The sequence below is a fragment of the Pseudomonas sp. UBA5706 genome, assembly GCF_002419965.1.
Classification (GTDB): domain Bacteria; phylum Pseudomonadota; class Gammaproteobacteria; order Pseudomonadales; family Pseudomonadaceae; genus Aquipseudomonas.
On the sequence record NZ_DIHC01000060.1, the window covers coordinates 238,867 to 245,497 of the forward strand.

The 6,631-nt window shown below is 59.2% G+C and carries 7 protein-coding genes; all 7 read right to left on the reverse strand.

Translation table 11 applies throughout. The features are described from left to right. Positions 1-375: 375 nt before the first annotated feature. The gene (argR, locus tag B3I26_RS27805; RefSeq protein WP_296262618.1) at positions 376-1,359 is read right to left on the reverse strand and encodes a transcriptional regulator ArgR; all 984 of its coding nucleotides are present in this window, start codon (positions 1,357-1,359) and stop codon (positions 376-378) included. A 143-nt stretch (positions 1,360-1,502) separates the two neighbouring features. Continuing rightward, complete coding sequence (locus B3I26_RS27810; protein WP_296262619.1) at positions 1,503-2,267, reverse strand: ABC transporter ATP-binding protein; 765 nt, start codon at positions 2,265-2,267, stop codon at positions 1,503-1,505. Positions 2,268-2,288: 21 nt separating this feature from the next. Beyond that, positions 2,289-3,401: a succinylglutamate desuccinylase/aspartoacylase family protein gene (locus B3I26_RS27815; protein ID WP_296262620.1), complete on the reverse strand. Its 1,113-nt coding sequence runs from the start codon at positions 3,399-3,401 to the stop codon at positions 2,289-2,291. A gap of 1 nt (position 3,402) precedes the next feature. Further along, complete coding sequence (locus B3I26_RS27820) at positions 3,403-4,101, reverse strand: ABC transporter permease (protein ID WP_296262621.1); 699 nt, start codon at positions 4,099-4,101, stop codon at positions 3,403-3,405. After that, positions 4,098-4,787, reverse strand: a complete 690-nt coding sequence (locus B3I26_RS27825) for an ABC transporter permease (RefSeq protein WP_296262622.1) — start codon at positions 4,785-4,787, stop codon at positions 4,098-4,100. The genes B3I26_RS27820 and B3I26_RS27825 overlap by 4 nt, the downstream gene beginning before the upstream one ends. A gap of 87 nt (positions 4,788-4,874) precedes the next feature. After that, complete coding sequence (locus B3I26_RS27830) at positions 4,875-5,651, reverse strand: ABC transporter substrate-binding protein (RefSeq protein WP_296262623.1); 777 nt, start codon at positions 5,649-5,651, stop codon at positions 4,875-4,877. Between the two features lie 646 nt (positions 5,652-6,297). Next, positions 6,298-6,631 (reverse strand): AMP-binding enzyme (locus B3I26_RS27835; RefSeq protein WP_414707685.1); only part of this gene is annotated, 334 nt, incomplete at its 5' end.

Genomic DNA, 6,631 nt, shown 5'->3' on the forward strand with positions numbered 1-6,631 from the left:
GCTCGCCTGGGACTGGCGAGCGATGAAAGGATTGTAAGGACTGATTTGGGTGCGGCCTTGCCGCCAAGCGACAACTTCTTATAGCGCCAAACCGGGTTTTTCCGGGGTTTTCGGCAATGCGACAAATAGGGTCGCAAAGGCGCAGTTTAAACGTTGGCACACGGTTGTAGCAGCGCACTGTCGATTTGATTTACTGAAGCGCAAAAGCAGGAATGGCAAAGATCAACCGGCGGGGTAACTGATCATTCTCAGGTTCTGCGCAGGAATGCAGCAAGGACGCTCTGCGCCCAGTGCCAATGAACGCCAAGCATCCGGTCAAGCGTCACGCTGCAAAGCGCGGCGACCATCAGCATCAGCAGCGCAAAGAGTGACGGATCAGCCGCGCTCTGCAGGCACCGACGACAATTCGAACGGGCTGCTGCTGCGACGCTGGTTGCGGTCTTCGCGGGGGGTTGCGCCGAAGAAATTACGGTAGGCACTGGAGAAATGCGGGCCTGAGGAGAAGCCACAGGAGAGGCCGATCTGGATGATCGATTTGCTGGTCTGCATCAGCATCTGCCGGGCCTTGTTCAGGCGCAGCTCCAGGTAATACTGGCTGGGCACACGATTGAGGTATTGCTTGAAAATCCGCTCCAGCTGGCGGCGGGACACACAGACATGCTGTGCAATTTCGTCGGTGGTCAGAGGCTCTTCGATGTTGGCCTCCATCAGTAATACAGCCTGAGTCAGCTTTGGATGACTGGAGCCCAGGCGATTCTGCAACGGGATGCGCTGGCGCTCGCCCCCTTCACGAATGCGCTCCACCACCAGCTCTTCAGACACCGCGCCCGCCAGCTCCGCGCCGTGATCGCGCGCCAGCACCGCCAACAGCAGGTCCAGCACCGACATGCCGCCACAGGCCGTCAAACGATCACGATCCCAGTCGAACAAATGACTGGTGGCGATGACCTTGGGGAAGCGTTCGGCAAAATCATCCTGCCAGCGCCAGTGCACCGCCGCGCGGTAGCCATCCAGCAAACCCAGCTGGGCCAGCGGATAGACCCCCGCCGACAGACCACCGATCACACAGCCTGCGCGCACCAGTTGCTTAAGCGCCCCAGCCAGCGCGGACGCCACTGGCGCAGGTGGTTCGTCGGCCACCAGGAACACTTTTTGACAACCTTCGAGACGGCCTCCCCACGGCTCGCCCGGCAGCTTCCAGGCGGTACCTTCCACCGAAGGTTCGGCCTGCATGAATGTCAGCTCGTACGTCACGTCGGGATGAACGCGCTGAGCAACACGCAAGGCTTCCTCGGCCAGCGCCAGGGTCAAGGCTTTGGTGCCGGGCCAGATAAGAAATCCGATTCGATGGGCAGTCATGGCGTGCAATCCGAAGCAATCGCTGTTATGGGTCACACGCCTGGGCGTGCGAAATCTGTCGCGCTCAGTTCATGGCAGGTCGAAATAACGCGCAGCATGAACTGTTCTCACATAAAACGCACCGTACAAGGCGGCGCCAATGGTTACTTCAAGCTGCCTGACAGGAATTGTTGCAGACGCTCCGACTTCGGATTGCCCAGCACCTCGCGAGGATCGCCACTCTCTTCGACAAGCCCCTTGTGAAGGAAGATCAGTTGGTTCGAGACTTCACGGGCAAAGCCCATTTCGTGAGTCACGACCACCATGGTGCGGCCTTCCTGAGCCAGCGCCTGCATGACTTTCAATACATCGCCGACCAGTTCGGGGTCGAGGGCCGACGTCGGTTCGTCGAACAGCATGACTTCCGGCTCCATCGCCAACGCACGGGCGATTGCCACGCGCTGTTGCTCGCCGCCTGACATGTGCCCCGGGAAGGCATCCTTGCGATGGGCAACGCCGACCTTGTTCAGATAATGTTCGGCCTTTTCCAGCGCCTCTTTCTTCGGCACCCCCAGCACGTGAATCGGCGCTTCAATGATGTTTTCCAACGCGGTCATGTGTGACCACAGGTTGAAATGCTGAAACACCATCGACAGTCGCGAACGCATGCGTTGCAGTTGCTTGGGATCGGCCGCTTTCAGCCCGCCGTCCTTGTTGGCCACCAGTTTGAGCTCTTCATTATTGAGCAGGATGCGCCCGGATTTCGGCTGCTCCAGCAGGTTGATGCAGCGCAGGAAGGTACTCTTGCCCGAGCCGCTGGAGCCGATGATGCTGATCACATCGCCCGCCTTGGCCGTCAGCGAAACACCCTTGAGCACTTCGTGACTGCCATAGCACTTGTGCAGGTCCTGGACTTCCAGTTTGTTCATGATGTCAATTCTCACAAGTAATCAGTCACTGAGCAGGCGGCCGCTGCGCAACGGGATACGCCCCGCTACCTTGGCCATCCAGAAACCCGGCTGGGCGTAACGTAATTTTTCGATGGCGAACAGCACGCCGGCGGTTCCGGCATATACCGTAGTAGCCCGATCGGATAACGGGTCGACCACCTCGAACACAGGCTCGCCCGGCTCGACCCAGGCTCCGACCGGACGCAGGAAGGTCAGCACGCCAGGATGCGGCGCGTAGAGCATCTCGGTACCTTCGAAGGGCATCCCTTCACAGGCCTCGAATGCTGGCTGCGGCCATTCGCCACCGATCAGGCCATGCTCGGCCAGAAACGCCAGGATGCCTTCTGCATACGCTCGGGCCTCGTCTTCCCCAGTGTTGGACTGTCCACCCAGCTCCAACGTGGTGGACATGCAAGCCAGTGGAATCTGCGCATCGGGAAATTGCTTCGCCAGCCGTAACCAGGGAAGCGAACAGGCTTCATCGAACGAGCTGCCCCCCGAATCCTCAGCCAGCAGCCCGACGCTGACACCCAAGCGGGTCGACAGCGATCGCCACTGCGGCCAATGCTGGGGCAAGGCGTACATATGCAGGGAAGCATCGGTGTCGCAATGCAGATCCAGAACGATATCGGCGCTGCAGGCATGGCTCAGCAACACACGCTGCATGCCCGCCAATTCGCTGCCGGCGGCGGGTAACTGATCGAGCACGTCGGCCATGGCCTGACGGATCAGCTTGACGTTGGCATGGGGGTCGTCGCCGAGCTTGCCAGCAAGCCTGTCGGCCACCGGCTCACTGAGTTCGGTGAAGTCGCGGTTAAAATTCTTGCCGCTGCCATATTCGAAACGGCCCTGATGATTGCCCTGCAGCAGCTGCCCCAATCCGATCGGGTTAGCCACAGGCACCAATTCGATCACGCCATTGAGCAGGCCCTGTTCTTCCAGCTCTGTCAGACGCTTCTTCAGCTCCCAGGCGGTGCGCATACCCGGGAGCTCGTCGGCATGCAGACTGGCCTGAATGTAGGTCTTGCGCCCGCCCTGTCCGAAGCTGAACACACTCAAGGTGCGCTGCGTGCCGAGGTTGCCCCACGGCAGGCTGTGATCGGTGCGTTGCATATCAGTGCTTCCTCGGCGCCAGATAACCGAGCCAGCGGCGCTCGGCCAGCTTGAACAGTTTCACCAGAATGAATGTCAGGCACAGGTAGAACACGCCGGCGGTGATGTACGCCTCGAACGGCAGGTAGAACTGCGCGTTGACCGTGCGCGCGGCGCCGGTGATGTCGATCAGCGTGACGATGGACGCAAGGCTGGTGGTCTGCAGCATCATGATCACTTCGTTGCTGTACTGAGGCAGTGCCCGGCGCAAGGCCGATGGCAGCAGGATGCGCCGATACATCTTGGCCTTGGACATGCCCATTGCCCGCGCCGCTTCGATCTCGCCCGGCGGCGTGGATTTAAGGCTGCCGGCAATGATTTCCGCGGTGTAGGCACTGGTATTGATGGCGAATGCCAGGCAGGCGCAAAACGTTGCGCTGGACAGCCAAGGCCAGAAAAAGCTTTCGCGCACTGCTTCGAACTGGGCCAGACCGTAATAGATCAGGAACAGCTGCACCAGCATTGGCGTGCCTCGAATCACGTAGGTGTAGCTCCAGGCCAACAGGTTGACCCAAGCGATTTTCGAGACCCGCATCAAGCCCAATGGCAACGCGGCGAGGAGGCCGAAGAACAGCGACAGCGCGAGCAATTTGAGGGTAATCAACAGGCCGCCGAAGTACAGCGGCAGGTTTTCCCAGACGACGTTGTAATCAAAGATCATAGGTCTGCCACCCTTACGCCCGCTGAATAACGTTTCTCGATTTGACGCAGTATCAGCAGCGAGACACTGGTGATCACCAGATACATGCCCGCGACTGCAAGGAAGAAAGTGAAGGGCTGGCGGGTGGCATCCGCTGCCTGCTTGGCCTTGAACATCATGTCCTGCAGACCGACCACGGAAATCAGTGCGGTGGCTTTGGTCAGTACCAGCCAGTTGTTGGTAAACCCGGGAATCGCCAGACGAATCATCTGCGGCACCAGGATGCGAAAGAACACGCGTGAACTGCTCATGCCGTAAGCCATACCCGCCTCGGCCTGCCCCTTGGGAATGGCCATGAACGCGCCGCGGAAGGTTTCGGAAAGGTAGGCGCCGAAAATGAAACCCAGCGTGCCGATACCGGCCATCAGCGGGTTCAGGTCGATGTAATCGTCATAACCGAGCAAAGGTGCGACGCGATTGAGCAGGTCCTGACCGCCGTAGAAAATCAGCAGGATCAACACCAGATCAGGGATGCCGCGAATCACCGTGGAATACAGATCGCCCAGCCAGGCCAGCCAGCGCACCGGCGACAGGCGCAGCGACACGCCGATCAGACCGAGCACGATTGCCATTGCCATGGAGCACAGGGCGAGCTGCAAGGTCAGCCATGCACCGTCGAGGATGACGGCTCCGTAGCCTTTCAACATGTTGTTTGGCCCTCGAGCGCGGGATAGAAAAATGGCGCAATGGAGGATGCGGACCCCGCCGATTGCGCCATTGCTGCAGGCTTGGACTTATTGGCCGTAAATGTCGAAATTGAAATATTTGTCCTGGATAGCCTTGTACTTCCCGTTCGCCCGAAGGGCGGCGATGGCGGCATTAAGCTTGTCCAGATCAGCCTTGTCGCCTTTGCGTACCGCGATGCCTACGCCGTCTCCGAAGTAGTTGGGGTCGGTGAAGGCCGGGCCGACAAAAGCGTAGCCCTTGCCCGAGTCTGTATTGAGAAAGCCGTCCTGCAACAGGGTTGCGTCCGCCACGGTGCCATCGAGCCGACCGGCGCCGATGTCCAGGTAGATTTCGTTCTGTGAGCTGTATGGCTTGATTTCAGCCCCCAATGGTGCGAGGACTTCCTTGGCGAAACGCTCGTGGATCGAACCACGCTGCACACCAATGTTCTTGCCCTTGATCTCGGCCAGGCTGTCGCTGACGACAGTGCCCTGTTTCATGACCAGGCGGGCCGGAGTGTTGTAGTACTTGCTGGTAAAGTCGACCGACTTCTTGCGGTCTTCGGTGATGGACATCGAGGACAGGATGGCGTCGATCTTGCGCACCTTGAGTGCCGGGATCAGGCCGTCGAACTCTTGCTCGACCCATACGCATTTGACTTTCATCTCTTCACACAGGGCGTTGCCAATGTCGTAGTCGAAGCCGACGATGCTGCCGTCAGGCGCTTTCGAGGCGAATGGAGGGTACGCCGCTTCGATGCCGATCTTCAGGGGCTTTTCTTCGGCGAACACCGGCTGTACCAATACGGACAGCGCCAGCGCACCCAGCAGCATGAGCTTTTTCATTCGTTGGAACTCCATCGGTATAACGCGGCAAATGGCAGAGAGCGAAACGCTCAATGTGCAGAAGGAACATGTGAATTGCGACGCGAGGTGCCGTCAGCGTTCGGAGCTGGACAGGCCTGCGGCGAGTGATCGGCATTTTAGCGGTAGGCTGAAAGTCGATATTTCTTCAATGCGACAACTAGTTACAGAAGCATCGAGAAAGCCGACCAGCCCGATTGACAGCCCGCATTTTTTATGCAAGAGCCAGTATCGGCAAACCTATCAACGAAGCAAATAACGCGCCCATTATTGGCAAAGCCTTCTAATCCGGCAAGTCCAGCCTGTCGAGTAGCGAGTTTAGCGTCATGATTGACCGCCAATCCGGGGCGAAACGCCCCACCTCGGTGCGTAGGGTGACAACGACGGATCGTCGGTAACAAATCGATATATATCCCGGTTCTGGCTGCATCGCAGTGGGTGCAGGAGCGGTCGCAGGTGACCAAGAACGCGAAGACGATCCACTTGGCACAGCGTCTCGCCACTGCTGTGACCTCCAGCAGCTTCGCAGGTGCTCGCTGCCTGATCCGATGGACGCTGATTCCAAGTCGCTCACGCAAAAAACTCCCCACCCGGCTTTTCACCGGACGGGGCATTTCTGACCGCTGGGTCAGCCGGCGTTCATGGTCTTGTGGGTTTCAATCCGATGCGCGACGAAGACTGGGGCGGCCAGGGTGGAAATGTCACCGAGTGCATCGTACGCGCCGGTGGCAATCTTGCGCAGGATGTGCCGCATGATCTTGCCCGAACGGGTCTTGGCCAGGCCCGGGGCCCAATGAATCAGGTCCGGCGAGGCAATCGGGCCAATTTCCTTGCGCACCCAGTTACGCAGTTCGATGCGCAGCGCTTCGTCCGGCACCTCGCCCCCATTGAGCGTCACGTAGACATAAATGCCCTGCCCTTTCAGGTCGTGGGGCATGCCGGGCAGCGCGATGTCGGCGTTG

Bases quoted from the DNA above. Each gene is read 5' to 3' on its own strand.
- argR (WP_296262618.1), bottom strand. From the start codon at position 1,359: ATGACTGCCCATCGAATCGGATTTCTTATCTGGCCCGGCACCAAAGCC.
- B3I26_RS27810 (WP_296262619.1), bottom strand. From the start codon at position 2,267: ATGAACAAACTGGAAGTCCAGGACCTGCACAAGTGCTATGGCAGTCAC.
- B3I26_RS27815 (WP_296262620.1), bottom strand. From the start codon at position 3,401: ATGCAACGCACCGATCACAGCCTGCCGTGGGGCAACCTCGGCACGCAG.
- B3I26_RS27820 (WP_296262621.1), bottom strand. From the start codon at position 4,101: ATGATCTTTGATTACAACGTCGTCTGGGAAAACCTGCCGCTGTACTTC.
- B3I26_RS27825 (WP_296262622.1), bottom strand. From the start codon at position 4,787: ATGTTGAAAGGCTACGGAGCCGTCATCCTCGACGGTGCATGGCTGACC.
- B3I26_RS27830 (WP_296262623.1), bottom strand. From the start codon at position 5,651: ATGAAAAAGCTCATGCTGCTGGGTGCGCTGGCGCTGTCCGTATTGGTA.